Consider the following 25526-nt stretch of genomic DNA (forward strand, 5'->3'; position numbering starts at 1 on the left):
ATCAGGCGACGGAGACATCTCCCTCGCCCGCCAACCGTCGATTCAACTGAAACCGCCACCGCACATACAACAACGCCGAGCAGAACACCGCCACGCTCGCCGCCATTTCCAGCACACCGAACAGCTGACGGTTCGGGTCATAGGCTGCCAGTGCGCCCTTGATGAAGTACAGGTTCACCACGAAGCACATCCATGAGTGTCCACGGGCGCTGCCGCTGAGCATGCCGGGCGCGAGTATCAGCAGCGGCACCAGTTCGATCAGCAGAATCACCCAGGGCCGCGCGCCGTGCAGGTCGGCGATCAGCAGGTAATAGGCGCTGAGCAACCCCACCAGGCCGAAAAAGCACAGCAGGCTGAGAACGCGAGCCAGGCGTACGCGCGGTTCGAGCCATTGGATGGAAGGCAGGATCTTCGGCTTCTTAGCCACGGCCGTTCTCCAGCAACAGGGCGGTTTTCGCCAGGCGCAAACCCAGGGCGCGGCACAGGGCAACCTCATGTTCGTTCAAGCCGCTTTTACCGTCGGCCCCGGCGTGATGGCTCGGGCCGTAGGGCGTGCCACCGCCCAGGGTGTCGATCAGGGCCGATTCGCTGTAGGGCAGGCCGGTGATCAGCATGCCGTGGTGCAGCAGTGGCAGCATCATCGACAGCAGGGTGGTTTCCTGGCCACCGTGCAGGCTCGCGGTGGAGGTGAACACTCCGGCCGGTTTGCCCACCAGCGCGCCGGTCAGCCACAGGTTGCTGGTGCCGTCGAGAAAGTACTTGAGCGGCGCGGCCATGTTGCCGAAACGGGTCGGGCTGCCCAAGGCCAGGCCAGCGCAGTTCTTCAGGTCATCGAGGCTGGCGTAGAGCGGGCCTTGTTCAGGGATGTCTGGCGAAACCGCTTCGCACTCGGCGGAAATGGCCGGCACCGTACGCAACCTGGCTTCCAGCCCGGCCTGCTCGACACCACGGGCGATCTGCCGGGCCATTTCGTTGGTGGCGCCACTGCGGCTGTAATACAACACCAGGATGTACGGCGTGGTCACGGCAGGATCTCCAGGATCTTCTCCGGCGGACGGCCGATCACGGCCTTTTCCCCGGCTTCCAGAATCGGCCGTTCCATGAGTTTCGGGTGGGCGGCGATGGCTGCGATCAACTGGGCCTGGCTCAGGCTTTCGTCGGCCAGGTTCAAGTCTTTGTACTCGTCCTCGCCGGTGCGCAGCAATTGCCGGGCGGTGATGCCGAGCTTGCCCAGCAGACGCTCCAGGTGCGCGGCGTCGAGCGGGGTTTCCAGGTAGCGGACCACGGTGGGCGTCAGGCCACGGGCCTCCAACAGTTCCAGCGCACCGCGGGATTTCGAGCAGCGCGGGTTGTGATAAAGCGTCAGATCGGTCATGAGTGGGTCGCATCTTGCGTAAGGTGGCGGCTATTCTACTGTGCCGCGAAGCCCCTAGCACCTGAGAGAGGCGACGGGTCGCAGCAGCGTTCACATTCAGACAAGGATTGGCACATGGCAAGGCGATTGACGGCGGCACTGACATTTATCGGCATTTTGTTGCTCGCCGGCTGCGGGAACGACTACGGCGTGGACCAGAACGGCCAGGCAATTGCCTCGCAGCGGCTGGACAAACAATGGGTGGTGCTCAACTACTGGGCCGAATGGTGCGCGCCATGCCGTACCGAAATCCCGGAATTCAATGCCTTGGCCGAACAGCTCAAGGGGCGCAACGTCGGTGTATTCGGGGTCAACTTCGACCAGGTGCAGGGCGAAGAACTCAAGAGCGCCAGCGACAAGATGGGGATTCGCTTCACGGTGCTGGCCCGGGATCCGGCCGAGATCTTCGACCTTCCTCGCAGCGAAGGGCTACCGGTGACGTACATCATCGACAACAAGGGCAAGGTGCGCGAGCAGTTGCTGGGGGAGCAGACGGCGGCGGGGGTGATGGCCAAGCTTGAAGCGTTGCAGGCGTTCAAATAACCCCTGTCATGGCTGAGGGCTTGTGTGGCGAGGGAGCTTGCTCCCGCTGGACTGCGCAGCAGGCCCCTGCATTCCGCCTGAAACATCAAAGTGACAGGTGCATCCGGGGGCCGCTTCGCAGCCCAGCGGGAGCAAGCTCCCTCGCCACAGGGTTAACCATGTCCCTGGTCCAACCGGGTGTGTCTGGAGGCCTCAGCCCTCTTCCAACCACCACCGCAGCGGCTTGCCCTGGGCCGGCCAGAAGCGTATTTGCTCGATGGGCGAGATGTCCCAGCGCTCGACCTTTTCCAAGGCCTGCAAGAAGCGCGTTTCTTGCTCCATCACCGCCGGGGCGCAGAGTTTGCGCGTGCTGCCGATCTTGCCGAAGCTCAAACGGTGGCCTTCCAGGGTATAGGGCGCGAACCAGTGGTTGCAGCCGCCATTGCCATAGGCGCGACCGTCATCCCCAAGGGTGATGGTCAGGTGGCTGTAGTCCATCAATGGCCGTTCACCGATCCACTCCAGGATGTAGCTGCGGTTATGTTGCAGCTGTACAGGTTCAGCGGCACAGCCCATCAGGCTCATGCCGATCAACGCGGACAGGGCCAAACGTTTCATCAGGCGGTTTCCTGGCATTTCGGGCACAGGTGTTTTTCACCCACTGTGATCCAGCCCAGTTCGGCGATCCGTGCGGAGGCGGCCGGTTTTTCGGCCTTGACGCCGAGCTTGGCATCGACGGCGAATTCGAAGCTCAGTTCCTTGGCGCAGCTGTCGCAGTTGACCTGCCAGGTGTGGATCGCCAGTTCACCGAACACCGGGCCGGTGGTCATGGCGGTCCATTGGCCCATGGGCTTGAGCAGGTGCCGCACGGTGTCCACGGTCAGGCGCATGGACAAGTCCTTGCTGCCCTTGAGCGTGACGAGCAACACATCGTTGGCCTGGATCGAACCGCCATTGCCGGTGACCTGGTAGCGGCCTGGCGCCAGGGCGCGGACTTCGGTCAGGGTGTGCTGGGGATTCATCAGGGTGTAGCGGAAATCGTGTTCGGCCATGGGTCCTCCAAATAGGCGCGACATGCTAGCACGGGGCATGGCTTTGGATGCTCCATAAGGGATCTGACCGACGAAACTCCATCCCTGTGCGAGCTCGCGATGGCGTCAGCCCAGACAACCCACAACCCGTGGCGAGGGAGCTTGCTCCCGCTCGGCTGCGCAGCAGTCGCCAACCGGATCATGCGGTCCGGCTGAAAAAATGCAGAGGCCTGCTTCGCAGGCCAGCGGGAGCAAGCTCCCTCGCCACATTGGGTTTGTGTGAAGCCGAAATTGGAGCTCGACCAAAGTCCCTGTGTGAGCGAGCTCCTACAGGGGGGGCTGGCTAGAGCGGATCAGCCATCCACCAGGTTTTGCGGCGTGCCGGCTGCCCAGGCGGCGATGTTGTCCAGGGTGGTCATGGCAATCGCCGCCAAGGCTTCATGGGTCAGGAACGCCTGGTGAGCGGTGACGATCACGTTGGGGAAGGTCAACAGCCGGGCCAGCACGTCGTCCTGCAAGGGCAGGTCGGAGCGGTCCTTGAAAAACAGCTGGGCTTCTTCCTCGTAGACATCCAGGCCCAGATAGCCCAGCTGGCCGCTTTTCAACGCCTCGATCAAGGCCGGTGTGTCCACCAGGCCGCCACGCCCGGTATTGATCAGCATGGCGCCGCGTTGCATCGCAGCAAGCGATTGGGCATTGATCAGGTGTCGGCTTTGTTCATTGAGCGGGCAATGCAGGCTGATGATCTGCGCCTGCGCGAGCAGCTCGGCCAAGGGCAGGTAGCGGGCGCCCAAGGCTTCGACCTGCGGGTTGGGGTAGGGGTCATAGGCCAGCAACTGGCAGCCGAAGCCTGCCATGATCCGTGCGAACGTCGCGCCGATCTGCCCGGTGCCGATCACGCCAACGGTCTTGCCCACCAGATCGAACCCGGTCAGCCCATGAAGGCTGAAATTGCCGTCCCGGGTGCGGTTGTAAGCGCGGTGCAGGCAGCGATTGAGGGCCATGATCAATGCCACGGCATGTTCGGCCACGGCATGGGGCGAGTAGGCCGGCACCCGGACGATGCTCAAGCCCAGGCGCTGGGCGGCGAGCAGGTCGACGTGGTTGTAGCCGGCCGAGCGCAGGGCAATCAGCCGCGTGCCGCCTTCGGCCAGTTGCTCCAGCACCGGGGCGCTGAGGTCATCGTTGATGAAGGCACACACCACTTCATGCCGTTCGGCCAGGGCCACGGTGTCGAGGTTCAGGCGGGCGGGCTGGAATTGCAATTGAAGGCCTGCGGGCGTCGGGGCCTTGGTGAAACTGTCGCGGTCGTAGGTCTGGCTGCTGAAAAAAATCACGCGCATGGCGGCCTCCTGGCATTGGAATAGACCCAGCTTAACCGCCATCGCTCCGGTCGCCATTGCCCTGGATCAGGCGCTGATACGCGCCTCGCTGGCCAGGCGGTTGATGGCCCGCTCCAATTCTTCCAGGGCGTCGGCGGCCTTGGGATCCTGTTGCTTGAGCAGGGTTTCGCTGCGCTGGCAGGCCGCCCGCAATTGCGGTACGCCGCAGTAGCGGGTGGCGCCGTGCAGGCGGTGGACGCGTTCGATCAGTGCGTTGTGATCGTTGGCCTCGATGGCCTGGCGGATCGCTTCGCGGTCGGCTTCCAGGGAGGCCAGCAGCATCGCCAGCATGTCCGCCGCCAGGTCAGCCTTGCCGGCGGCCAGGCGAAGGCCTTCTTCGTGATCGAGCACCAACAGTTCGCTGCCGCCCGGGGCATCGCCGCTGCGCTCCGGTGACTGGTTGCGCAGGGCCAGGCCAGTCCATTTGAGCACCACCTGGGCCAGTTGCCGCTCGCTGATGGGTTTGGTCAGGTAATCATCCATGCCACTTTGCAGCAGGGCGCGCTTTTCGTTGGCCATGGCGTGGGCGGTGAGGGCGACGATCGGCAGCGGCGTGCAGTGCCGCTCGCTTTCCCACTGGCGGACCGCCTCGGTGCTCTGGCGACCGTCCATGCCGGGCATCTGCACGTCCATCAAGACCAGGTCGAAGGTTTCCTTCTGCACGGCCTTGACCGCCGCATAACCGCTTTCCACAGCCAGCACCTTGGCGCCCATGTCTTCGAGCAGGGTCTGCACCAGCAGCAGGTTGGCCGGGTTGTCGTCCACGCACAGCACTTTCGGGGCGCGGCTGGAAACCGGTTCGTGGGGGTCGCTGCGGGTCGGGCGCGGGTTGACCAGGTCGGAAAGCGCGCGGCGCAACTTGCGGGTGCAGGCCGGCTTGGCCTGGAGCTGGCTGTGAGGGTTGGGCACCGAGAGGTGATACAGGGTCTGTTCGGTGGTGGGGCACAGCACGAGTACTTTGCAGCCCAGGTGCTCAAGGTCCCAGATGTGTTGGTTGAGGCGCTCCGGTGGCATGTCGTTGCTGGTGATGCCCAGCACGGCCAGGTCGATCGCCTGATCGGTCTGATGGGCGATGGTGATACCGTTGGTCAAGCTTTCCAGGGTGTTGAACGGCGTCACTTGCAGGCCACAGTCTTCAAGCTGGTGCTGCAAGGCCTGGCGGGCCAGTTCGTGATTCTCCAGCACCGCTACACGCCGGCCCAGCAACGGTGGGCCGGGCAGGTCCTCGGCATCGTCACGGGTCTTGGGCAGGCGCAGGCTGATCCAGAACTCCGAGCCTTCGCCCGGTGTGCTGTCGACGCCGATCTCCCCGCCCATCTGTTCCACCAGGCGCTTGGAAATCACCAGGCCCAAGCCGGTGCCCCCCGGTTGCCGCGACAGCGAATTGTCAGCCTGGCTGAACGCCTGGAACAGCGCCCGCACATCCTGGTTGGACAGGCCGATGCCGGTGTCCTGGATGCTGATGCGCAACTGCACGCTGTCTTCGTGCTCGTCTTCGAGCATGGCCCGGGCGACGATGGTGCCCTCGCGGGTGAACTTGATGGCGTTGCTCACCAGGTTGGTGAGGATCTGCTTGAGGCGCAGTGGATCGCCCACCAGCGACAGTGGCGTGTCCCGGTAGACCAGGCTCACCAGTTCCAACTGCTTGGCATGGGCGGCGGGGGCGAGGATGGTCAGGGTGTCCTGCAGCAGGTCGCGCAAGTTGAACGGAATGCTGTCGAGCACCAGCTTGCCGGCCTCGATCTTCGAAAAGTCGAGGATCTCGTTGATGATCCCCAGCAGGCTGTCGGCGGATTTTTCAATGGTACCCAGGTAGTCGAGCTGGCGTGGGGTCAGTTCGCTTTTCTGCAACAGGTGGGTAAAGCCGAGGATACCGTTGAGCGGCGTGCGGATTTCATGGCTCATGTTCGCCAGGAACTCGGACTTGATCCGGCTCGCTTCCAGGGCTTCCTTGCGAGCCAGGTCCAGCTCGATGTTCTGGATCTCGATGGTTTCCAGGTTCTGGCGCACGTCCTCGGTGGCCTGGTCGATGCTGTGCTGCAATTCTTCCTGGGCGTTCTGCAAGGTACTGGCCATGCGGTTGATGCCCGAGGCCAGTTCGTCCAGCTCCTGGCTGCCCAGCGGCGGCAGGCGGGTTTCCAGGTGACCGTCCTTGAGTTGTGCCACGGCCTGCTTGATCTGGCTCAGTGGGCGGTTGATCGTGCGGCCCATGCGCAGGGCCAGCAAGCCGGTCAGGCACAGGCCAGCGGCGATCAACAGCAGGCTGGCGAACAGGCTGCGATAGCCGCGCAGCAACATACCGCTGTGGGACAACTCCAACTCGACCCAGCCCAACAGGCGGTCGGCTTCTTCGGGAATCAGTTCGCCCGCCAGGTTGCGGTGCTTGCCGAATACCGGCAGCAAGTAGCGCGTGGCGTCGTTGCCAGTGCGTTGCAGTAGCTGCGTGCTGTTGCCCTCCGGCGCCCGGTTGAGCATGGTCGGGCCGGCGTGGGCCAGTGGTACGCGGTCGGGGGCGAGGAAGGTGACGGCGCGCACGTCCGCCTGTTCGAGGGACTGGGTGGCGATGCGCTCCAGTAGATCGATGTCCTGGCGGCTCATGGCTGGGGCGACCAGCGGCGCAAGTTGTTCGGCGATCATTTCACCGCGTTGCAACAACTGGGCATGCAGCTCCGATTGCTGCATCCAGGTGAAATAGCCGCCCAGGACCAGCGCCATCAGGCTGGTCGGCAACAGGGTCAGCAACAGCACACGGCCTTTGATTCCCAGTTTCTTGAGCACACTTGTCTCCTGCATCCAGCGGGTTTGATTGAACTTGCACGCATCCGGCATGCAATACCTGCGCAGTGTAGCGATTTGCGGGCGGGCAATCTTCGTAAAAATCATGCCTGCCCGCGCATCCGTACTGCCAGTCCTGTAATGACCTGGCAAGCAACCTCCGGGCCTGTGTCCGCTCAGACTCGCCCATCGGACCTTCGGTCGGGCCTGTCAACGTTGACAGGTGTTGTTTTTGTTCTTCTGTTTAAGCTCGGTCTCGTTGAACTGCATAGAAACAACGGGAGAACAACATGAATACCAAGCATGCAGAAGAAAGATTGAAAGCTGTAAAGATTGCACCCCGACTTGATGCGAAAGGCTCAATAACTATCTCGCTTAATGGACAGGTTACGAAAACCGAGGATGTTCATATCCTGGATCAACCCGGTCACTCCATTGTGGGGCTCATAGGGGAGGGTATTGTCATCGTGCAGTTCAGCTCACTGACAGCACCTGGTACCTATGAGATCAAGGAACATGGTATCTGGATATATATGTCGTTCTACGGTTTCCAGGGGGAGGCGGCAACCGGAGCCTTGACCCTTGACACCATCGAGACGAAAAGCAAGTACAGAGGTCATTTTGATGTGAAGACCTCGGATCACCAAAAAGTCGATGGGATATTTGACGTCCAGAGGGTATAGGTTTGGATGTTGAGGGTAGGGGGGCGCCTCCATGTGTAAGGTCCCCCCATCAGACTTCGTTCACTGTTCATGTTCGCGACGTTAGCGATGAGTTTCAGCCGATGTGCAGCCTCCTCGCCCCTGCCACTCAGAAAATAGCTTGAGGCCGCTACGCCGGCAGGCGGAAGCAAGCTCACTCGTCACATCTTGGCTCGCTTATTCCCATAAGCCATAACCCCCTTACTTTGCGTGATATGGCCGCGCCAGGTTTGCCGGTATGATAGGCGCCCCCGCAGTCCGGATTGCGAATACGCCATGACTCTGCAGTACCCAACCATCGCCGATTGCGTCGGCAACACTCCGCTGGTCCGTTTGCAACGCTTGCCCGGCGTGACCACTAATACGCTTTTGCTCAAGCTCGAAGGGAATAACCCGGCGGGTTCGGTCAAGGACCGGCCGGCGCTGTCGATGATCACCCGTGGCGAATTGCGCGGGCAGATCCGACCTGGCGATACGCTGATCGAGGCGACTTCCGGCAACACCGGTATTGCCCTGGCGATGGCGGCGGCGATCAAGGGCTACAAGATGATCCTGATCATGCCCGACAATTCCAGCGCCGAGCGCAAGGCAGCGATGGCAGCCTACGGTGCCGAGTTGATCCTGGTGACTCAGGAGCAGGGCATGGAAGGCGCCCGGGACCTGGCCGAGCGCATGCAGGCCGAGGGTCGTGGCAAAGTGCTGGACCAGTTCGCCAACGGCGACAATCCAGAGGCCCACTACACCTCCACCGGCCCTGAGATCTGGCGCCAGACCGACGGCACCATCACCCATTTCGTCAGCTCGATGGGCACCACCGGCACCATCATGGGCACCTCGCGCTACCTGAAAGAACAGAACCCGAACGTGCAGATCATTGGCCTGCAACCGATGGAAGGCTCGGCCATCCCCGGCATTCGTCGCTGGCCCGAGGAATATCTGCCAAAGATCTACCAGGCCGACCGCGTGGATCGCATCATCGACATGGCCCAGAGCGAAGCCGAGGACACCACCCGCCGCCTGGCGCGCGAGGAGGGCATCTTCTGCGGCGTGTCTTCGGGCGGTGCCGTGGCGGGGATGCTGCGCCTGTCCAAGGAAGTTGAAAACGCGGTGATCGTCGCGATCATCTGTGACCGTGGCGACCGTTACCTGTCGACCGGCATTTTCGACGCGCCCAACTGATGGCCAAGCAAGAGAGAGGCCTGCGCTTCCAGCCCAGCGGCGGAAGCCGGGCCCCGCAAGTGCCCACCGGCAAGAAGCAGCGCCTGACCATCGAGCGCCTGGCCAACGACGGTCGGGGCATCGCCTTTATTGAAGGGCGCACCTGGTTTGTCATCGGCGCCCTGGCCGGCGAAGAAGTCGAGGCGCGGGTGCTCGGTGCCCATGGCAAAGTGGTCGAGGCCCGTACCGAGCGCGTGTTCCTGCCCAGTGAACTGCGACGTGCGGCGCCGTGCGTCCATGCTGGTCGCTGCGGCGGTTGCAGCGTCCAACATTTGCCCCATGACGAACAACTCGCCCTGAAACAGCGCATGCTCGCCGAGCAGTTGTCGCGGGTGGCCGGGGTGGTGCCAGAGGAATGGGCCGCGCCCTTGAGCGGGCCGGAATTCGGTTACCGGCGTCGCGCCCGCGTGGCGGTGCGTTGGGACCAGAAGGCGAAAAAACTCGAAGTCGGTTTCCGCGCCGTCGGCAGCCAGGACATCATCGCCATCGGTGATTGCCCGGTGCTGGTACAGCCCTTGCAGCCGATCATGAGCCGCCTGCCGGAGATGCTGCGTCGCTTGAGCAAACCCCAGGTGTTGGGGCATGTGGAATTGTTCGCCGGTTCGTCCCTCGCGGTATTGCTGCGCCACATGGCGCCGCTGTCGGAGGCCGACCTGACGATCCTCAAGGACTTCTGCGCGTTCCATGAAGCCCAGTTGTGGCTGCACGGTGAAGGTGAGCCGCAACCGGTCGAGCCCGGGCAAGCTCTCGGGTTTCGCCTGGATGCCTGGGACCTTGAGCTGGCTTACCGACCGGGGGATTTCATCCAGGTGAACGCCGGGGTCAACGAGGCGATGATCGCCCAGGCCCTGCAATGGCTGGCACCGCGAGCCGAGGAACGGGTGCTGGATCTGTTCTGCGGCCTGGGCAACTTTGCCTTGCCGCTGGCCCAAAGCGTGCGCCAGGTGGTGGCTGTCGAAGGCGTGCAGACCATGGTGGATCGTGCGGCGGCCAATGCCGTCAGTAACAATTTGAATAACACGGCCTTTTTTCAGGCCGATTTATCCCAGCCTCTGGCTGATGCCCAATGGATCGGCGAAGGCTTTTCTGCGGTACTCTTGGACCCACCCCGTGACGGTGCTTTCGAGGTGGTGCGCAAACTGTCGTCCCTGGGTGCCAAACGGTTGGTCTATGTATCGTGCAACCCGGCAACTTTGGCCCGGGATACGGTCGAACTGATCAAGCAGGGCTACCGGTTAAAACGTGCCGGGATTCTCGATATGTTTCCTCAAACGGCGCATGTCGAGGCCATGGCGTTATTTGAAGCGAGCCAGGATGGCTTGTCCGACTGACCCGTTCGTGCCAACTCGCCACAGCCCTGGGCGTAAACACGGGCATGAAGGTCAGCGAAGTTGACGCATTGAATCTGCGTCGTAGGGAAGGTAAGTAAAGATGGTACAGGTGAGAGCACACCAGCCGATCAACACCGACGGCAGTATCAATCTCGAGGCTTGGCTCGATCATGCGGTCAGCGTCGACATGGCTCTGGATCGCGAAGCCTTGAAGGCCGCCTGCGAGTTCGCTCGTGAGGCGGAGCAGCAACATAACGCAGCGAAGAACCTGTGGTCCGAAGGCACCTCGAGTTTCCAGACGGGCCTGGAGATCGCCGAAATTCTTGCTGACCTCAAGCTCGACCAGGACTCCCTGGTGGCGGCGGTGTTGTACCGCGGCGTGCGCGAAGGCCAGATCCAGCTACCGGTGGTCAGCCAGCGCTTCGGCACGGTGGTCGCCAAGCTGATCGATGGCGTGCTGCGCATGGCCGCCATCAGCGCCAGCCTCAGCCCGCGCCAGTCCATGGTGCTGGGCACCCAGGGCCAGGTGGAAAACCTGCGCAAGATGCTGGTGGCGATGGTTGACGACGTGCGCGTCGCGCTGATCAAGCTGGCCGAACGTACCTGCGCCATCCGCGCCGTGAAGTCTGCCGATGACGAAAAACGCAATCGCGTCGCCCGGGAGGTGTTCGACATCTATGCCCCCCTGGCCCACCGTCTCGGCATCGGTCACATCAAGTGGGAGCTGGAGGACCTGTCCTTCCGCTACCTGGAGCCGGATCAATACAAACAGATCGCCAAGCTGTTGCATGAGCGGCGCCTGGATCGCGAGCGTTTCATCACCGATGTGATGACCCAGTTGCGCGAAGAGTTGCAGGCCACCGGCGTGGTAGCCGACATCAGTGGCCGGGCCAAGCACATCTACTCGATCTGGCGAAAAATGCAGCGCAAGGGCCTGGAATTCAGCCAGATCTACGACGTTCGCGCCGTTCGCGTCCTGGTCCCGGAAATGCGCGACTGCTACACCGCGCTGGGGATCGTCCATACCTTGTGGCGGCACATTCCGAAGGAGTTCGACGACTACATTGCCAACCCCAAGGAAAACGGTTATCGCTCGCTGCACACTGCAGTGATCGGCCCCGAGGGCAAGGTACTGGAAGTGCAGATTCGCACCCATGCGATGCACGAGGAGGCTGAGCTGGGCGTCTGCGCCCACTGGAAATACAAGGGCACCGACGTCAAGTCCGGCTCCAATCACTACGAAGAGAAGATCTCCTGGCTGCGTCAGGTGCTGGAGTGGCACGAGGAACTGGGTGACATCGGCGGCCTGGCCGAACAGCTGCGGGTCGATATCGAGCCGGACCGGGTCTATATCTTCACCCCCGACGGCCATGCCATCGACCTGCCCAAGGGCGCGACGCCGCTGGACTTCGCCTACCGGGTCCACACCGAGATCGGCCACAACTGCCGTGGCGCCAAGATCAACGGGCGGATCGTACCGCTCAACTACAGTCTGCAGACCGGTGAACAGGTCGAGATCATCACCAGCAAGCACGGTACGCCGAGCCGCGACTGGCTGAACCCGAACCTGGGCTACATCACCACGTCGCGGGCCCGGGCGAAAATCGTCCACTGGTTCAAGTTGCAGGCTCGCGACCAGAACGTCGCCGCTGGCAAGACCCTGCTCGAGCGTGAACTCGGTCGCCTGGGCCTGCCGCAGGTGGATTTCGACAAGCTGGCCGAAAAAGCCAACATGAAAACCGCCGAAGACATGTTCGCCGCCCTCGGTGCCGGCGATCTGCGCTTGGCGCAGTTGGTCAACCTGGCCCAGCAACTGGTGGAGCCGGAGCGGGGCAACGAGCAACTGGAGCTGATCCCGCGCAAGGCTACCGGCTACAAACCGGGCAAGCGCGGCGATATCCAGATCCAGGGCGTGGGCAACCTGATGACCCAGATGGCCGGCTGCTGCCAGCCGTTGCCGGGGGATGCGATCGTCGGCTACATCACCCAGGGCCGTGGCGTGAGCATTCACCGCCAGGACTGTGCCTCGGTGCTGCAACTGGCCGGTCGCGAGCCGGAGCGGATCATCCAGGTCAGTTGGGGCCCGGTGCCGGTGCTCACCTACCCGGTGGACATCGTCATCCGCGCCTACGACCGCTCCGGCCTGCTGCGTGACGTGTCCCAGGTGTTGCTGAACGAGCGGATCAACGTGCTGGCGGTCAACACCCGTTCGAACAAGGAAGACAACACCGCGTTGATGTCGCTGACCATCGAGATCCCGGGGCTGGATGCGCTGGGGCGGTTGCTGGGGCGGATTTCCCAGTTGCCGAACATCATCGAGACCCGGCGTAACCGGACGCCAGGTTAAGCGCAGTCCAAACATGTGGGAGCGAGCTTGCTCGCGATAGCGGTCCATCACTGACCGGCCGCCATCGCGAGCAAGCTCGCTCCCACAGGGTTATTTTGTGATGAGATGGATTGATGTATAGCCTCGAAGACCTGCTCCACCTGATGAACCGCCTGCGGGACCCGCAGTACGGCTGCCCGTGGGACATCCAGCAAACCTACGCGACCATCGTTCCTCATACGCTTGAAGAAGCCTACGAAGTGGCCGATGCCATCGAGCGCGGCGACTTCGATCATTTGCAGGGCGAGTTGGGCGACTTGTTGTTCCAAGTGGTGTATTACAGCCAACTGGCCCGGGAAGAAAACCGTTTCGAATTCGCCGGGGTGGTCGACAGCATCACCCGCAAGCTGATCCGTCGTCATCCCCATGTGTTTCCTACCAGTGACCTTTACGCGCCAGTGGACATCCCGCGCCTGAGTGAAGAGCAGGTCAAGCAGCGCTGGGAAGAGATCAAGGCAGAGGAGCGGGCCGAGAAAGCCGCGGCCCCCGAGCAGTTGTCGTTACTCGACGATGTGCCGGGGGCGCTGCCGGCGTTGTCCCGTTCGGCGAAGCTGCAAAAGCGTGCGGCGCAGGTCGGTTTCGACTGGCCAGGCCCGTTGCCGGTGCTCGACAAGGTCCGGGAGGAGCTGGACGAAGTGCTTGAAGCCATGGCCGACAACGATCCGGTGGCTATCAGCGACGAGATCGGCGACCTGCTGTTCAGCGTGGTGAACCTGGCTCGCCACCTGAAGGTCGACCCGGAAACCGCCCTGCGTGGCGCCAACGGGAAGTTCGAACGACGGTTCCGATTTATCGAACAGGCATTGCGCGACACCCACCGTCCCATGGAAGATTGCACCCTCGAAGAGTTGGACGCCTTGTGGGGCGAAGCCAAACGTCAGGAAAAGAATTTGCCCAGCTGTGGCTGAGGCCGTTGCCTAAGTGAGTAAGCACCATGAGCCTTTCCCTTCGCGACCAGTTGCTCAAAGCAGGGCTGGTCAACCAAAAGCAGGCCAAGCAGGTCGGCAAAGAGAAACAGAAGCAGCAGCGCCTGGCCCACAAAGGCCAGATCGAACTGGATGACTCCCAGCAGCGTGCGGCCCAAGAGGCCATGGCCGAGAAGGTCAAGCGCGACCAGGAACTCAACCGGCAGCAGCAGGAAAAGGTCGAGCAGAAGGCCCGGGCCGCGCAGATCAAGCAATTGATCGAAGTCTCGCGCCTGCCGAAGCTGACCACCGAGGATTACTACAACTTCGTCGACGACAAGAAGGTCAAGCGCATCTCGGTCAACACCCTGATGCGCAACAAGCTGAGCAGCGGCTCGTTGGCGATCGTCCACCATGCCGGCGGTTACGAAGTGATCCCGCGCGAGGCGGCCCTGAAGATCCAGGAACGCGATCCCAAGCGCATCGTCCAGCTCAACACCCAGACCCAAGAAGTGGATGCCGATGATCCGTACGCGGCGTATCAGATTCCGGATGATTTGATGTGGTAAAGCCGGCAACCTGAAAAAACGACCCGTGGCGAGGGAGCTTGCTCCCGCTTGAGTGCGAAGCGCTCACAAGAAAGGGCTGCTATGCAGCCCAGCGGGAGCAAGCTCCCTCGCCACAGGGTCCTCGTGTCGTTCAGGATTCCGTCATTTCTCGCGAGCGCAGCCGTTCCTCGCGCTCCAGCTCAGCCTTGTAGCTATGGGCATCCGTTTCCGAGTGGAACATCCCCACCAGCAAATCCTGTTGATGCACATCCCAGATCCGGATACCGGCGGCAATGCCTTCGTGGGACATATGGGCGTCATCGCGTTCAGTTACTTTCACAGTCATCTTGCAAGCTCCAATCTCTGTTATCTGCAGCAAGGCGTGTGCAGGACTTGGTTATAGATTTGGATAGCGTGCTAAGTAAATGCCCCGGTTCGTTAAGAAGTTTTCATGGAAAGCGCCATAATCCTGCAGGCCAGGTGGTGCGCGGCATTCGGTCGCAGGTGTTTTTCATGAAGAAGATTTCATGTCGTAATCCTCCATGAATACAAATCCTGTGGGAGCTTGAAATCCAGGCAATAAAAAGCCCCGCATGGCGGGGCTTCCTGATGTTTGCGTCGATCAGCTGCCTTTCACAGCCTTGCCGTTGACCGTGCCGTCCAGGAGCATGATGTTGTACTCCTTGCCGTCGGTCTCGACCTGTTGCAGGCGCACCAGCAGGTAGTCCCAGTCCTTGGCGAACCAGAGCACGGTGATGCGCTTGCTTTGTGTCGGGTCGCGCACGCGCTCGACCTTGATCGCGTCGATCTGGCCGGCCTTGGTGTCGACTTTTTCCGAGCCCAGCACGCGGAAGTCATAAGTATCGATCTCGCCATCATCGACGACCTGATAGCTCATGCTTTTCTTGCCGGCCGCCACGTCGTGCTGCAGGGCCAGTTGATAGGTGGATTTATCGACCATGCCACGGTTGAGCGGCAGCTTGACCGCGTCGCCGCGATCGGTGCCGGTGACCATCTTGGTGTTCCAATCGAAGTCCAGGTCGGCCTTCTTGGCTTTGCCCAGGCCACCGCGTTCGAAGTGGTAGGACTGTGGCAGCAGCGTGTCCTTGTCCAGGGTCAGGGTGCTTTCTTCGGTCAGGCTGGCGATCATCATCGAAGCCTTGAAGCTCAGCTTCCAGGTGCCGTTGGCTTCCTTGGTCAGGCTGCGCTCGGCGGTGCCGCTCATGGGCAATTGTTTCCAGTCGGCGGTATAGCTGGCGGAGAACGGTTGTAGTTCCGCAGCCTGTGCCAGGGGCAGGGCAAGCAGAGCGCAAGCGAAGAGCAGGGCGCGACGCATAAAATCTCCTAGTATCGAATCAAATGGCCGCTGGCGGCGAGCAACTGGCCGTCCAGTGAGGCTCCGCGATCGTCGAGGGTCAGCCTTCCTTCGGCAAACCAACGCACGGCCATCGGGTAGATCTGGTGCTCGCGGGCGTGAACCCGTTGCGCCAGGCTTTGCGGCGTGTCGTGCAACTCTACCGGTATTACTGCCTGTACGACCAGTGGTCCGCCATCGAGTTCCTCGGTGACAAAGTGCACCGAGCAGCCATGCTCCGTGTCTCCGGCCTCCAGCGCCCGCTGATGAGTGTGTAACCCTTTGTATTTGGGTAGCAGCGAAGGATGGATATTGAACAGGCGGCCCTGGTAGTGACGCACGAAGCCGGCGCTGAGGATGCGCATGAAGCCAGCGAGGACCACCAGTTGCGGATTGAAGGTGTCGATCTGTTCGATCAACGCGGCGTCGAAGGCTTCGCGGCCCTCGAACGCCTTGTGATCCAGGACGCGGGTATCGATCCCCGCGTCCTTGGCGCGTTGCAGGCCATAGGCATCGGCGCGGTTGGAGATTACCGCGCGGATACGGACCGGGCTGTCGCCGGTCCGGGTGCTGTCGATCAGGGCCTGCAAATTACTGCCGGTGCCGGACAGCAGCACCACCACGTCACAGGTTGCGGACATCAGTGCGCCTTAAGGTTTTTCAGCTCGACCTGTGCAGCGCCTTCGGCGGCGGTAGCGATCTGGCCGATGACCCAAGGCTGCTCACCAGCTTCACGCAATACGTTCAGGGCTGTCTCGACGTGCTCCTGGGCCACGCAGATGACCATGCCCACGCCGCAGTTCAGCACGCGGTGCATTTCGGTTTCATCGACATTGCCTTTCTCTTGCAGCCAGTCGAACACCGCCGGGCGGGTCCAGCTCGCCACGTCGACCACGGCCTGGGCGCCTTTTGGCAGCACGCGCGGGATGTTGTCCAGCAGGCCACCACCGGTGATGTGGGCCATGGCCTTGACGGCGCCGGTGTCCTTGATCAGCTTGAGCAGCGGCTTGACGTAGATGCGGGTCGGGGCCATCAGCAGGTCGGCCAGTGGCTTGCCGGCGAGCTGGGTGTTTTCGATGTCGGCACCCGAGACTTCGATGATCTTGCGGATCAGCGAGTAGCCGTTGGAGTGCGGGCCGGAGGACGGCAGGGCGAGCAGGGCATCGCCAGCGGCGACTTTCGAGCCGTCGATGATCTCGGCCTTTTCCACGACGCCGACGCAGAAGCCGGCCAGATCGTAGTCTTCGCCTTCGTACATGCCAGGCATTTCAGCGGTTTCGCCACCGACCAGGGAGCAGCCGGCCAATTCACAGCCGGCGCCGATGCCGGTCACCACCTGGGCGGCGGTGTCGACGTTCAGTTTGCCGGTGGCGTAGTAGTCGAGGAAGAACAGCGGCTCGGCGCCGCAGACCACCAGGTCGTTCACGCACATGGCCACCAGGTCGATGCCGATGCTGTCGTGCTTGTTCAGGTTCAGGGCCAGGCGCAGCTTGGTGCCGACGCCGTCGGTGCCCGAGACCAGGACCGGTTGCTTATAGCCGGCCGGGATCTCGCAGAGGGCGCCGAAACCGCCCAGGCCGCCCATGACTTCCGGACGCGCAGTGCGCTTGGCGACGCTCTTGATGCGTTCGACCAATGCTTCACCGGCGTCGATGTCTACACCGGCGTCCTTGTAGCTCAGGGAGGGTTGCTTGCTCATGATCCAGGCCTTTAGGGGGGATTTCTGGGTAACGACCGACGCGGGGCCATTGAATAACCGTTGTACGAATTATTCCGGGAGCCCAGCCATTGCCGGTCTGCGAAGGCGCGCGATTTTATCAGGCTTGAGGGGCAGCGGCCATCCTCGCGCCGACGGGCAGGGACATATCCACGGAAAAAAACCGATATTTCTTATATTGGTACTGCGTAGCGCGTCTGTATAAGGTGTAGCGGTAACCGGCTATGGTGATGACCGTGCGAAACTTCCATCGGGCGTGTGAATGTTTTGCCGGGTGTTGTGGTCACAGCCATGCTCAATCTTCTTCACACGGCCTGTTCCAGCCGTTATGTCCGGGAATCTTCCATGCGTTTGTTCAAATTCTTGTCTATGGGCTGCCTGGCGCTGATCAGCCTGGCGAGTCATGCCGAAACCGTCAATGGCCTGTATCAAGTGCTCGAGCCGGTCAGCAGCCAGACCCCGGAAGAGCGTAACCAGGCGACTCTGCGTGCGCTGGACACGTTGGTGCTGCGCCTGACCGGCGACGCCAAGGCCTCCCAGAATCCTGGCCTGGCGGCGATCCGCAAGGACCCGCAACAGATCATTCTTCAATATGGCTACGACGCCGGCCCGCCGGAAAGCCTCAAGGTGGACTTCGACCCGGCGAGTACCGACCGGGCGTTGCGCTCGGCAGGCTTGTCACTGTGGAGTGCGAACCGGCCATCGATCCTGGGTTGGTGGCTGAACGACTCAGCCGAGGGCTCCAGCCTGGTGGGCGATGGCCAGGCCAGCGCCACGCCATTGCGGCGTGCCGCCCAGCATCGGGGGCTGGCGTTGCACCTGCCGCTGGCGGACTTGAGCGAGCAGATCGTTGCCACCGCACCAAACCTGGAAGGCAGCGATCCGGCGCCTTTGCGCGATGCCTCGGAGCGCTACGCGACAGACGCCTTGCTGGCGGTCCACGCCAAGGAGGAGGGCGGGCAGTGGAATGGGGCCTGGCGCCTGTGGCTGGGCGATCAGCGTGAGCAGGGTACGGCCCAGGGCGCCGATCCGGCCGCATTGGCTGACGCGGTGATGTTGGCGGTGAACCAGCGCCTGGCGCCGCGCTTCGTCGCCAAGCCGGGCGTGGCGACTGAACAGTTGCTGGAGGTGCAGGGCATGAACCTTGAGCGGTATGCGGCGCTTGGGCGTTTGCTCGAACCATTTGGTGGGCAGTTGCAGCAGGTCGAGGGTGATCGGATCGTCTATCGAGTCAACGGCAGCGCCGAGCAGTTGAAGGCGCAACTGGCCCTGGCGAAACTTCAGGAAGTTCCGCCCGGCGAGGCCGTCGCGCCAGTGCCAGTGGCGCCTCCCGCCGCCGATGGCTCGGCCCCGGTTGCACCACCTGTGCCGGCGCCGGCAGCCAATCTGCGGTTCCGCTGGTAGGTTTTCTTTCTTTATATAGCTAGGAGTGGTTCATGGGCGATACGCGGCGTTGGTTCTGGTTGGGTGGGGTTGCCCTGCTGTTCGCCCTTATCTATTTGCTGCATCCGATCCTGACGCCGTTCCTGGTTGCGCTGCTGCTGGCCTATCTGTTCGATCCGGTGGTGGATCGCCTGGAAAAACTCGGCCTGTCGCGCACATGGGGCGTGGTGGCGGTATTTGCACTGTTCACCTTGATTGTGAGCGCGTTGTTGCTGGTGCTGATACCGATGCTCGCCAAGCAACTGTTGCGCCTGTACGAGTTGGCGCCGCAGATGCTCGATTGGTTGCAGCACAGCGCGATGCCGTGGGTGCAATCGAAGCTGGGGTTGGCGGACGGTTTCTGGAAGTTCGACAAGGTCAAGGCGGCCATCAGCGAGCACATGGGCCAGACCACCGACATCGTTGGCGTGGTGTTGAGCCAGGCCACGGCCTCGGGCCTGGCGTTGATCGGCTGGCTGGCGAACCTGGTGCTGATTCCGGTGGTGGCCTTTTATCTGTTGCGGGATTGGGACTTGATGATGGCCAAGATCCGCAGCCTGCTGCCGCGTCACCGTGAAGAACGCATCATGACCTTGACCTTCGAATGCCACGAAGTGCTGGGGGCGTTCGTGCGCGGGCAACTGCTGGTGATGGTGGCCCTGGGTTTCATCTATGCCGCAGGGCTGATGCTGGTAGGGCTGGAACTGGGCCTGTTGATCGGCCTGATCGCCGGCCTGGCCGCCATCGTGCCGTACATGGGTTTTGTGATTGGTATTGGCGCGGCATTGATCGCCGGATTGTTCCAGTTCGGCGGCGACCTGTACCCGATGGTGGGCATCGTCGCGGTGTTCATGGTCGGTCAGGCGCTGGAGGGCATGGTGCTGACGCCGCTGCTGGTGGGCGATCGTATTGGCCTGCATCCGGTAGCGGTGATCTTCGCGATCCTGGCTGGGGGAGAGTTGTTCGGCTTCACCGGGATTCTGTTGGCGCTGCCGGTGGCGGCGGTGATCATGGTGCTGGTGCGCCATATGCATGATTTGTACAAGGATTCGGACATTTATAGCGGCGCTGAAGACCCCGACCTGTAGGGCAAATCGTTGGCGGAGCGTCAGGGAAACCGACGCTCTGTCCTCTTGCCGCTGCAAACCTTTGATTTTGCTCGTGGTCCGGCGCATTGTGCGGTCCGTGTCACGGGTATAAACTTTGCGAACTTTACACAGAGGCCACTAACGGTTCCTTTGGAACTGTTCAGTCAGCATGAAACCGATTCAGCTGCCCCTAGGTGTGCGTCTGCGTGATGACGCCACCTTTATCAATTACTACCCAGGCGCCAATGCCGCTGCACTCGGCTATGTCGAGCGGCTTTGCGAAGCCGACGCCGGCTGGACCGAAAGCCTGATCTACCTGTGGGGCAAGGACGGGGTAGGGCGCACGCATCTGTTGCAGGCCGCGTGCCTGCGGTTCGAACAATTGGGCGAACCTGCGGTGTACCTGCCGTTGGCCGAATTGCTTGACCGCGGTGTTGAGATCCTCGACAACCTTGAGCAGTACGAACTGGTCTGCCTGGACGATCTCCAGGCCGTGGCCGGCAAGGCTGATTGGGAGGAGGCGCTGTTTCATCTGTTCAATCGGTTGCGCGACAGCGGTCGGCGCTTGTTGATCGCCGCGTCGACATCGCCACGGGAGCTGCCGGTGAAGCTGGCGGACCTCAAGTCCCGTCTCACCCTGGCGCTGATTTTCCAGATGCGTCCGCTTTCCGACGAAGACAAACTTCGTGCCTTGCAGCTGCGCGCGTCCCGGCGTGGCCTGCACCTGACCGACGAAGTCGGGCATTTCATCCTCACCCGTGGCACCCGCAGCATGAGCGCGTTGTTCGAACTGCTCGAACGCCTCGACCAGGCCTCCCTTCAGGCCCAGCGCAAGCTGACCATTCCTTTTTTGAAAGAAACTTTGGGCTGGTAAAGCTGTCGCCCGATGATGGCTTAAAGCCTCTTCTGGGCCCGGTGAAGCCCGCGGTTTTACTGGGCTGTAGGGCTGTAACCCGCTCAGGTCGGGCTTAAGCGCTTAGATGTAAGCGTAAAACCGAGAAGTCACATTTGCATCGATTGAATTTGCAAATGAGGTTGATAGAAGGCATAGTCTCGCCATCTTTACTACTTCAGCCACGGTCGTGCCCATGCTAAATCGCTTCGCACCCCTCGTGCCTCTCGCACTCGTTACCCTGTTGTTTGGTTGCGCTGCCCACTCCCCAGTGTCCCAGCAAGAGCAACAACCACAGGTCAAGAACTCCGTTACCGCCCAGTCTTCCTCCGTTGCGTTCCAGGAAGAAATGGCCTCCGACAAAGAGCTCGCAGCCTTCGCCGGCAGCAAGCCTTACCAGCTTCCAGTATTGGCTGACAGCATCTTGGAACGTGGGATGTCGTTGATCGGTACCCGCTACCGTTTTGGCGGCACCTCTGAAGCTGGCTTCGATTGCAGCGGTTTCATCGGTTATCTGTTCCGCGAAGAGGCCGGCATGAACCTGCCGCGCTCCACCCGCGAAATGATCAACGTGAACGCCCCACTGGTGGCTCGCAACCAACTGGAGCCCGGTGACCTGCTGTTCTTCAGCACCAACGGTCGTCGCGGTCGCGTCAGCCATGCCGGTATCTACCTGGGCGACAACCAGTTCATCCATTCCAGCAGCCGCCGCAGCGGTGGCGTGCGGATCGACAGCCTGGGCGACAGCTACTGGAGCAAGACCTTCATCGAAGCCAAGCGCGCCCTCGCCATGGCGCCGACTGTGGTCACTGCTCGCAAGTAAGCACACAGTTTGTAAGGCAAACTTAAAGTCTTACTTGAAGTTTGTCGTATAGCCGCTAGAATCCTGATCATTGTTTGATGGCAATCCGCCTGCGTACTCCGCAGGCGGATTTGTTTTCATGCCCACGGCAGAAAAGCCGCATCCAGATCAGGATTGTTCTGCATATGTCGACGTCGGCCCGCCTCGCTCTCATGTTCCTCGCCGCGCTGCTCAGCGCTTGCGCCAGCCGCACTCCACCGCCAGCTCCCGTGCGGGCTCCGGTGGTCTTTGCCCCCTCACAAACCTTTTCCCCTGCCGCCGAAGATGTGCTGTTCCGGGCATTGGGTTTGGTGGGGACGCCGTATCGCTGGGGCGGTAATACGCCGGATTCGGGTTTCGATTGCAGCGGCTTGATTGGTTACGTCTACCGCGATGCGGCGGGTATTTCCCTGCCACGTTCCACGCGGGAAATGATCGGCATGCGCGCCCCGGATGTGGGCAAGGAGGCGTTGCAGACAGGTGATTTGATTTTCTTCGCCACCAACGGCGGCTCCCAGGTCAGCCATGCCGGGATCTATGTGGGGGAGGGCCGTTTCGTCCATGCACCGGCCACCGGTGGCACGGTCAAGCTCGACAGCTTGTCCAAGGCCTATTGGCAGAAGGCTTACCTGGGCGCCAAGCGGGTGCTGCAGCCGGAGCATTTGGCGCGCAATCCCTGACCCTTCAACGTTTGCAGTGCTAGAAAGCTTTTGTGGCGAGGGAGCTTGCTCCCGCTCGGTTGCGCAGCAACCGCCAGAAGCAGGGGCTGCTTCGCAGCCCAGCGGGAGCAAGCTCCCTCGCCACGGGTGTTCACCATGTCCTCGGACCAAACAGGGTTCTTTCACAAGTCTTGGGTGGTGGGTTATTTACCCGACACCCGCCAAACCTTGTTCCCCACATCATCAGCCACCAGCAACCCGCCCTGTTGATCGATCACCACGCCCACCGGCCGGCCCTGGGCCTTTTCGTCGGCGTTCAGGAAACCGGTGAGCACATCCACGGGTTGTCCCACGGGCTTGCCGCCAGTGAACGGTACAAAAATCACTTTATAACCACTGTGGGGCTTACGGTTCCAGGACCCGTGCTGCCCGATGAACGCCCCTTCGGTGAACGGTGCCGGCAAGCGGCTGCCTTCGGCGAAGGTCAGGCCTAGCGATGCGGTGTGAGGGCCGACGGCGTAATCCGGGGCGATGGCCTTGGCCACCAGGGCCGGATTCTGCGGTTCGACCCGCACATCGACGTGCTGCCCATAGTAGCTGTAGGGCCAGCCATAGAACGCGCCGTCCTTGACCGAAGTGATGTAGTCCGGCACCAGGTCGCTGCCGATTTCATCCCGCTCGTTCACGGCCGTCCACAGGGCACCGCTGCGGGGTTCCCAGGCCAGGCCGTTGGGGTTGCGCAGGCCCGAGGCAAATATGCGGTGATTGCCACTGGCTCGGTCCACTTCCCAGATGGCGGCGCGACCTTCTTCGGCCTCCATGCCGTTTTCCGCGACGTTGCTGTTCGAACCGGTGGTGACGTACAGCTTGCTGCCGTCCCGGCTGGCGATGACGTTTTTGGTCCAGTGATGATTGAGCGTGCCGCCCGGCAAATCGACGACCTTGGTCGGTTGCGCCTTGATCTGCGTGTCACCGTCCTTATAGGGGAAGCGGATCAGCCGGTCGGTGTCGGCCACGTACAGGTCATTGCCCACCAGGGTCATGCCGAACGGCGAGTTGAGATTTTCCAGGAACACCGTGCGGGTTTCGGCGACGCCGTCATGATTGGCGTCGCGCAGCAGCGTGATGCGATTGGGGCTGGGCACGCCGGCACCGGCGCGGCCCATGACCTTTTTCATCACCCAGCCGCGGATGCCCTTGGAATCGTCCGGTTTGGGTGGGGCGTTGGTTTCGGCCACCAGCACATCGCCATTGGGCAACACATAGAGCCAGCGCGGATGGTCCAGCCCTTCGGCGAAGGCGACCACTTGCAGGCCTGGGGCCGGGGTGGGTTTGGCGCCGCTGGCCCAGCCGACGGCTTCGGCGATGTTGACGGTAGGCACCAGGGTCTTGTTCGGTTCAGGCAGCTTCGGCGCGGGACCGGTGCCGTCGGACACTTGCAGGGTGGACGACTCGCCACAAGCGACAAGCCCGGCGGCAAGGGCGACGATCAGGAGATGGGGTGGCTTGAGCATGCTGGCTTCCCTATGAATGCATGGAGTTATTCATAGAGAAGCGTAGACGCACGGATGGTTCAAACTGCACGCGAAACCCTGTGGGAGCGAGCTTGCTCGCGATGACGGCGTGACAGTCAAGATAGATGTTGCCAGGCGTACCGCTATCGCGAGCAAGCTCCCACAGTTCTTGAATGAGTCAGCCGTGGGCCTGTTTGAACAGCACGGCGATGCCGGGGTGATAGAAGCCGGCTTCATTGCGCAACTTGCGGTAGGCGTAAGGGAAATACCAGGCCACGGCGCAGGTGTTTTCCTTTTGCAGGTCGTCGATCATGTCCTGCAGTTCTTCGGGCGTGGCGCTCTGCTGGGCTTTTTGCGGCGAGACGAACAGGCAACCCAGCTTCAGGTCGCTGGCATAGCTGATGCGCTTGGCATCGCTGGCGGCTTCCTGCAGCGGCTGGGTCAGGTTCAGGTTGCTGACCTTGGGCCAGCGTTGGGTGGCCTGGATGAAGGTGCGCTCCTCGGTACTGGCGATAAACAGATCGGCGCTGACATTGCGTTCGCCTTCTTCATTCTGTTTGCGGGTCGGGGCATCCTGCAGCGTGACCATCTCGGCCATCCAGGCCGCGGCCGACAGCAGGCCCAGGTTGGCCCGTTCATCGAACCAGTAAGGCGTGTCGTTATCGCCGCGCACGGCGTTGTAGCGGTCGATACAGTCAAACCAACGTTCCAGCACCGGACGCAGGAATTCCAGTTTTGGATTGCTGATGATCATGCCTTGCATACATTGCCCTCTTGTTCTTGTGATATCGGGTCGTGATGCCGCTTTGATATCACTTCCCTCAGCGTGACACAAGATTGACGTCATTCCATTGATCCCGGCCAATAAACAGCGTTGGACCCGTGGCGGCTTTAATTGACGCTCCACCCCCAACCCTCTAACCTTCGCCGCTTGTTTCAGGTGCTCTGTGGCCGTGGCCGACAGAGTGAAACAGGGAAGCCGGTGAGTGCACACGAACCCGGCGCTGCCCCCGCAACGGTAAATGAGTCAAGGTTGCCTACAGGCCACTGTGTCCATGGACATGGGAAGGCGCGCAGCCCGGCATCACGCCGCTCATGAGCCCGGAGACCGGCCTGATTCATCCAACGGCATCACGGTGGGCGATGCCAGGCTTGTTGCCGTCTTTTTTTGTGCCCGCCCGCCGTTATCCAAGCCCAACGGAGAGCTCCCCCATGACCGACACCCCGGATCGCGACGAACGCCACCTGGCGCGCATGCTGCGCAAGAAAGCCGTGATCGACGAGCGCATCGCCAACTCGCCGAACGAGTGTGGCCTGCTGCTGGTGCTGACCGGCAACGGCAAGGGCAAGAGCAGTTCGGCGTTCGGCATGCTCGCCCGGGCCATGGGCCACGGCATGCAGTGTGGTGTGGTGCAGTTCATCAAGGGGCGCAACAGCACGGGCGAAGAATTGTTTTTCCGCCGCTTCCCGGAGCAGGTGCGTTTTCATGTCATGGGCGAAGGCTTCACCTGGGAAACCCAGGACCGCCAGCGCGACATCGCCGCCGCCGAAGCGGCCTGGGCGGTATCGCGCCAGTTGCTCGACGATCCTTCCGTTGGCCTGGTGGTGCTCGATGAACTCAATATCGCCCTCAAGCACGGTTACCTCGACCTCGATCAGGTCCTCAGCGATCTCCAGGCCCGCCCGCCAATGCAACACGTGGTGGTGACCGGTCGTGGCGCCAAGCCGGAAATGATCGAACTGGCCGACACCGTCACCGAGATGGGCATGGTCAAGCACGCGTTCCAGGCCGGCATCAAGGCGCAGAAAGGCGTCGAGCTGTGAGT

Annotated in this window: 26 protein-coding genes and 1 riboswitch; of the genes, 13 read left to right on the plus strand and 13 right to left on the minus strand. The window is 61.8% G+C overall.

Features of this window, described 5'->3' with window-relative positions:
• Nucleotide 1: 1 nt before the first annotated feature.
• The 3 genes from BLU76_RS17015 to arsC are packed head-to-tail and all read right to left on the minus strand — an operon-like array spanning nucleotide 2 to nucleotide 1375.
• Nucleotides 2–427: a DUF2069 domain-containing protein gene (locus BLU76_RS17015; RefSeq protein ID WP_063324745.1), complete on the minus strand. Its 426-nt coding sequence runs from the start codon at nucleotides 425–427 to the stop codon at nucleotides 2–4.
• On the minus strand, nucleotides 420–1025 hold the full coding sequence (gene wrbA / locus BLU76_RS17020) for an NAD(P)H:quinone oxidoreductase (RefSeq protein ID WP_092145278.1): 606 nt from the start codon (nucleotides 1023–1025) through the stop codon (nucleotides 420–422). Before wrbA ends, BLU76_RS17015 begins: the two co-directional genes overlap by 8 nt.
• Nucleotides 1022–1375, minus strand: coding sequence for an arsenate reductase (glutaredoxin) (arsC, locus tag BLU76_RS17025; RefSeq protein ID WP_057448610.1), 354 nt, complete (start codon nucleotides 1373–1375; stop codon nucleotides 1022–1024). Before arsC ends, wrbA begins: the two co-directional genes overlap by 4 nt.
• 114 nt (nucleotides 1376–1489) lie before the next feature.
• On the opposite strand from arsC, the gene BLU76_RS17030 reads away from it, so the two are divergent.
• Complete coding sequence (locus BLU76_RS17030; protein ID WP_063324746.1) at nucleotides 1490–1957, plus strand: TlpA disulfide reductase family protein; 468 nt, start codon at nucleotides 1490–1492, stop codon at nucleotides 1955–1957.
• Nucleotides 1958–2149: 192 nt separating this feature from the next.
• On the opposite strand, the gene BLU76_RS17035 is transcribed toward BLU76_RS17030, so the two are convergent.
• The 4 genes from BLU76_RS17035 to BLU76_RS17050 form a co-directional block, all read right to left on the minus strand.
• Complete coding sequence (locus tag BLU76_RS17035) at nucleotides 2150–2554, minus strand: META domain-containing protein (protein ID WP_003204689.1); 405 nt, start codon at nucleotides 2552–2554, stop codon at nucleotides 2150–2152.
• Nucleotides 2554–2988, minus strand: a complete 435-nt coding sequence (locus BLU76_RS17040) for a hypothetical protein (protein ID WP_092145280.1) — start codon at nucleotides 2986–2988, stop codon at nucleotides 2554–2556. The genes BLU76_RS17035 and BLU76_RS17040 overlap by 1 nt, the downstream gene beginning before the upstream one ends.
• A 332-nt stretch (nucleotides 2989–3320) precedes the next feature.
• Nucleotides 3321–4310, minus strand: a complete 990-nt coding sequence (locus tag BLU76_RS17045) for a 2-hydroxyacid dehydrogenase (protein ID WP_063324748.1) — start codon at nucleotides 4308–4310, stop codon at nucleotides 3321–3323.
• 66 nt (nucleotides 4311–4376) lie between these two features.
• Nucleotides 4377–7127, minus strand: a complete 2751-nt coding sequence (locus BLU76_RS17050) for a response regulator (RefSeq protein ID WP_063325240.1) — start codon at nucleotides 7125–7127, stop codon at nucleotides 4377–4379.
• A gap of 287 nt (nucleotides 7128–7414) precedes the next feature.
• Here BLU76_RS17050 and BLU76_RS17055 point away from each other — a divergent pair, with 287 nt between their 5' ends.
• The 6 genes from BLU76_RS17055 to BLU76_RS17080 all read left to right on the plus strand — a co-directional run bounded on the left by BLU76_RS17055 (nucleotide 7415) and on the right by BLU76_RS17080 (nucleotide 14234).
• Entirely contained in the window at nucleotides 7415–7807 is a 393-nt protein-coding gene (locus tag BLU76_RS17055; protein WP_072346484.1) for a hypothetical protein, read from the plus strand.
• A 294-nt stretch (nucleotides 7808–8101) separates the two neighbouring features.
• Entirely contained in the window at nucleotides 8102–9004 is a 903-nt protein-coding gene (gene cysM / locus BLU76_RS17060) for a cysteine synthase CysM (RefSeq protein WP_092223577.1), read from the plus strand.
• The gene (gene rlmD / locus BLU76_RS17065; protein WP_092223579.1) at nucleotides 9004–10374 is read left to right on the plus strand and encodes a 23S rRNA (uracil(1939)-C(5))-methyltransferase RlmD; all 1371 of its coding nucleotides are present in this window, start codon (nucleotides 9004–9006) and stop codon (nucleotides 10372–10374) included. Before cysM ends, rlmD begins: the two co-directional genes overlap by 1 nt.
• A 100-nt stretch (nucleotides 10375–10474) precedes the next feature.
• Nucleotides 10475–12721, plus strand: coding sequence for a GTP diphosphokinase (gene relA, locus BLU76_RS17070; protein WP_003204671.1), 2247 nt, complete (start codon nucleotides 10475–10477; stop codon nucleotides 12719–12721).
• A 113-nt stretch (nucleotides 12722–12834) separates the two neighbouring features.
• Nucleotides 12835–13668 carry a nucleoside triphosphate pyrophosphohydrolase gene (gene mazG, locus BLU76_RS17075; protein ID WP_092223581.1) on the plus strand — a complete coding sequence of 278 codons (834 nt, stop codon included), beginning with the start codon at nucleotides 12835–12837 and terminating at the stop codon, nucleotides 13666–13668.
• Nucleotides 13669–13694: 26 nt separating this feature from the next.
• Nucleotides 13695–14234, plus strand: a complete 540-nt coding sequence (locus BLU76_RS17080) for a DUF2058 domain-containing protein (RefSeq protein WP_092223583.1) — start codon at nucleotides 13695–13697, stop codon at nucleotides 14232–14234.
• Nucleotides 14235–14364: 130 nt separating this feature from the next.
• Here the strand turns inward: BLU76_RS17080 and BLU76_RS17085 are convergent, their stop codons facing one another.
• The 4 genes from BLU76_RS17085 to purM form a co-directional block, all read right to left on the minus strand.
• Nucleotides 14365–14559: a hypothetical protein gene (locus BLU76_RS17085; protein WP_092145286.1), complete on the minus strand. Its 195-nt coding sequence runs from the start codon at nucleotides 14557–14559 to the stop codon at nucleotides 14365–14367.
• Nucleotides 14560–14835: 276 nt separating this feature from the next.
• Nucleotides 14836–15549 carry a DUF3108 domain-containing protein gene (locus BLU76_RS17090; protein ID WP_063324753.1) on the minus strand — a complete coding sequence of 238 codons (714 nt, stop codon included), beginning with the start codon at nucleotides 15547–15549 and terminating at the stop codon, nucleotides 14836–14838.
• An 8-nt stretch (nucleotides 15550–15557) separates the two neighbouring features.
• Nucleotides 15558–16208: a phosphoribosylglycinamide formyltransferase gene (gene purN / locus BLU76_RS17095; protein ID WP_003204660.1), complete on the minus strand. Its 651-nt coding sequence runs from the start codon at nucleotides 16206–16208 to the stop codon at nucleotides 15558–15560.
• Nucleotides 16208–17266, minus strand: coding sequence for a phosphoribosylformylglycinamidine cyclo-ligase (gene purM / locus BLU76_RS17100; protein ID WP_092145288.1), 1059 nt, complete (start codon nucleotides 17264–17266; stop codon nucleotides 16208–16210). The genes purN and purM overlap by 1 nt, the downstream gene beginning before the upstream one ends.
• 363 nt (nucleotides 17267–17629) lie before the next feature.
• On the opposite strand from purM, the gene BLU76_RS17105 reads away from it, so the two are divergent.
• The 5 genes from BLU76_RS17105 (at nucleotide 17630) to BLU76_RS17125 (ending at nucleotide 22207) form a co-directional block, all read left to right on the plus strand.
• On the plus strand, nucleotides 17630–18688 hold the full coding sequence (locus BLU76_RS17105) for a DUF2066 domain-containing protein (RefSeq protein WP_092223586.1): 1059 nt from the start codon (nucleotides 17630–17632) through the stop codon (nucleotides 18686–18688).
• Between the two features lie 32 nt (nucleotides 18689–18720).
• Entirely contained in the window at nucleotides 18721–19794 is a 1074-nt protein-coding gene (locus tag BLU76_RS17110) for an AI-2E family transporter (protein ID WP_072346498.1), read from the plus strand.
• Between the two features lie 169 nt (nucleotides 19795–19963).
• Nucleotides 19964–20668, plus strand: coding sequence for a DnaA regulatory inactivator Hda (hda, locus tag BLU76_RS17115; protein ID WP_003178999.1), 705 nt, complete (start codon nucleotides 19964–19966; stop codon nucleotides 20666–20668).
• 214 nt (nucleotides 20669–20882) lie between these two features.
• Entirely contained in the window at nucleotides 20883–21509 is a 627-nt protein-coding gene (locus BLU76_RS17120; protein WP_003204649.1) for a C40 family peptidase, read from the plus strand.
• Between the two features lie 164 nt (nucleotides 21510–21673).
• Nucleotides 21674–22207: a C40 family peptidase gene (locus BLU76_RS17125; RefSeq protein ID WP_092145292.1), complete on the plus strand. Its 534-nt coding sequence runs from the start codon at nucleotides 21674–21676 to the stop codon at nucleotides 22205–22207.
• A gap of 182 nt (nucleotides 22208–22389) precedes the next feature.
• Here the strand turns inward: BLU76_RS17125 and BLU76_RS17130 are convergent, their stop codons facing one another.
• Both BLU76_RS17130 and BLU76_RS17135 read right to left on the minus strand, forming a co-directional pair.
• Nucleotides 22390–23700 (minus strand): PQQ-dependent sugar dehydrogenase, encoded by a 1311-nt coding sequence (locus BLU76_RS17130; protein WP_063324757.1) that lies wholly within the window; start codon nucleotides 23698–23700, stop codon nucleotides 22390–22392.
• Nucleotides 23701–23878: 178 nt separating this feature from the next.
• Nucleotides 23879–24463, minus strand: coding sequence for a hypothetical protein (locus BLU76_RS17135; protein ID WP_092145294.1), 585 nt, complete (start codon nucleotides 24461–24463; stop codon nucleotides 23879–23881).
• 158 nt (nucleotides 24464–24621) lie between these two features.
• A riboswitch (cobalamin riboswitch) is annotated at nucleotides 24622–24832 on the plus strand.
• An 80-nt stretch (nucleotides 24833–24912) separates the two neighbouring features.
• Between BLU76_RS17135 and cobO the strand changes: the two genes are divergently transcribed.
• Nucleotides 24913–25524 (plus strand): cob(I)yrinic acid a,c-diamide adenosyltransferase, encoded by a 612-nt coding sequence (cobO, locus tag BLU76_RS17140; protein ID WP_092223588.1) that lies wholly within the window; start codon nucleotides 24913–24915, stop codon nucleotides 25522–25524.
• Nucleotides 25525–25526: the final 2 nt, after the last annotated feature.

The sequence above is a fragment of the Pseudomonas sp. NFACC08-1 genome, assembly GCF_900106735.1.
Lineage (GTDB): Bacteria > Pseudomonadota > Gammaproteobacteria > Pseudomonadales > Pseudomonadaceae > Aquipseudomonas > Aquipseudomonas fluorescens_Q.

What these genes read in the sequence shown, in the direction of transcription:
- BLU76_RS17105 (WP_092223586.1), top strand. Translation starts at nt 17,630, where the DNA reads ATGCGTTTGTTCAAATTCTTGTCTATGGGCTGCCTGGCGCTGATCAGC.
- hda (WP_003178999.1), top strand. Translation starts at nt 19,964, where the DNA reads ATGAAACCGATTCAGCTGCCCCTAGGTGTGCGTCTGCGTGATGACGCC.
- BLU76_RS17090 (WP_063324753.1), bottom strand. Translation starts at nt 15,549, where the DNA reads ATGCGTCGCGCCCTGCTCTTCGCTTGCGCTCTGCTTGCCCTGCCCCTG.
- BLU76_RS17055 (WP_072346484.1), top strand. Translation starts at nt 7,415, where the DNA reads ATGAATACCAAGCATGCAGAAGAAAGATTGAAAGCTGTAAAGATTGCA.
- rlmD (WP_092223579.1), top strand. Translation starts at nt 9,004, where the DNA reads ATGGCCAAGCAAGAGAGAGGCCTGCGCTTCCAGCCCAGCGGCGGAAGC.
- BLU76_RS17080 (WP_092223583.1), top strand. Translation starts at nt 13,695, where the DNA reads ATGAGCCTTTCCCTTCGCGACCAGTTGCTCAAAGCAGGGCTGGTCAAC.
- arsC (WP_057448610.1), bottom strand. Translation starts at nt 1,375, where the DNA reads ATGACCGATCTGACGCTTTATCACAACCCGCGCTGCTCGAAATCCCGC.
- BLU76_RS17035 (WP_003204689.1), bottom strand. Translation starts at nt 2,554, where the DNA reads ATGAAACGTTTGGCCCTGTCCGCGTTGATCGGCATGAGCCTGATGGGC.
- BLU76_RS17110 (WP_072346498.1), top strand. Translation starts at nt 18,721, where the DNA reads ATGGGCGATACGCGGCGTTGGTTCTGGTTGGGTGGGGTTGCCCTGCTG.
- BLU76_RS17125 (WP_092145292.1), top strand. Translation starts at nt 21,674, where the DNA reads ATGTCGACGTCGGCCCGCCTCGCTCTCATGTTCCTCGCCGCGCTGCTC.
- cysM (WP_092223577.1), top strand. Translation starts at nt 8,102, where the DNA reads ATGACTCTGCAGTACCCAACCATCGCCGATTGCGTCGGCAACACTCCG.
- BLU76_RS17130 (WP_063324757.1), bottom strand. Translation starts at nt 23,700, where the DNA reads ATGCTCAAGCCACCCCATCTCCTGATCGTCGCCCTTGCCGCCGGGCTT.
- mazG (WP_092223581.1), top strand. Translation starts at nt 12,835, where the DNA reads ATGTATAGCCTCGAAGACCTGCTCCACCTGATGAACCGCCTGCGGGAC.
- purN (WP_003204660.1), bottom strand. Translation starts at nt 16,208, where the DNA reads ATGTCCGCAACCTGTGACGTGGTGGTGCTGCTGTCCGGCACCGGCAGT.
- BLU76_RS17085 (WP_092145286.1), bottom strand. Translation starts at nt 14,559, where the DNA reads ATGACTGTGAAAGTAACTGAACGCGATGACGCCCATATGTCCCACGAA.
- BLU76_RS17120 (WP_003204649.1), top strand. Translation starts at nt 20,883, where the DNA reads ATGCTAAATCGCTTCGCACCCCTCGTGCCTCTCGCACTCGTTACCCTG.
- purM (WP_092145288.1), bottom strand. Translation starts at nt 17,266, where the DNA reads ATGAGCAAGCAACCCTCCCTGAGCTACAAGGACGCCGGTGTAGACATC.
- BLU76_RS17040 (WP_092145280.1), bottom strand. Translation starts at nt 2,988, where the DNA reads ATGGCCGAACACGATTTCCGCTACACCCTGATGAATCCCCAGCACACC.
- BLU76_RS17135 (WP_092145294.1), bottom strand. Translation starts at nt 24,463, where the DNA reads ATGCAAGGCATGATCATCAGCAATCCAAAACTGGAATTCCTGCGTCCG.
- BLU76_RS17030 (WP_063324746.1), top strand. Translation starts at nt 1,490, where the DNA reads ATGGCAAGGCGATTGACGGCGGCACTGACATTTATCGGCATTTTGTTG.
- cobO (WP_092223588.1), top strand. Translation starts at nt 24,913, where the DNA reads ATGACCGACACCCCGGATCGCGACGAACGCCACCTGGCGCGCATGCTG.
- relA (WP_003204671.1), top strand. Translation starts at nt 10,475, where the DNA reads ATGGTACAGGTGAGAGCACACCAGCCGATCAACACCGACGGCAGTATC.
- BLU76_RS17045 (WP_063324748.1), bottom strand. Translation starts at nt 4,310, where the DNA reads ATGCGCGTGATTTTTTTCAGCAGCCAGACCTACGACCGCGACAGTTTC.